General features: G+C 39.6%; 1 pseudogene. It reads right to left on the bottom strand.

Annotation, left to right across the window (positions count from 1 at the left end):
* A pseudogene (locus tag FLA105534_RS00215) lies at window positions 1–525 on the bottom strand (hypothetical protein); the annotation flags it as partial.

Genomic DNA, 525 nt, shown 5'->3' with positions numbered 1-525 from the left:
ATAACGACTGGATTACCGTTTAAAGTGTCGTTTGATGTCAAAGAAGCACTATTACCTCCCGTATTTCCATTAATTGACGCTGTAGTCTCTGTCAATGCACATAAATAATTATTAATAATTACTTCTGTTGATCCAGAAGAACACCCATTAACAGTTACTGTATAATTAAAAGTTGACCCTGCCATCAGTCCTGAAATAGTTATAGAAGCTGTACTTCCAGTAATATTACCTGGGTTTATTGTCCAATTTCCTGTAGGTAAATCGTTCAAAACTACACTTCCTGTTACGACCACACAAGTAGGTTGCATAATCGTACCTAATGCTGGTGGTGTTGGAATGACATTAACAGTAAATGTGATGTCTGAAGTTGTAGCTGCACAAGATCCATTAGCCGCAACAGTATAACGAACCGTTACCGAAGTATCCGCAGAAACATCTGCCGGTGTATAAGTAGTTCCTGAAATCGTCCCTCCTCCTGAAACAACTGACCAGGTACCACCTGAAGGTGTAGCTGATAAGGATTTG

Source organism: Flavobacterium collinsii, from assembly GCF_902804485.1.
GTDB classification, from domain to species: Bacteria; Bacteroidota; Bacteroidia; order Flavobacteriales; family Flavobacteriaceae; genus Flavobacterium; species Flavobacterium collinsii.
Note: the sequence above shows the minus strand (reverse complement) of the source record. Positions and strands in the feature narration are given on the sequence as shown.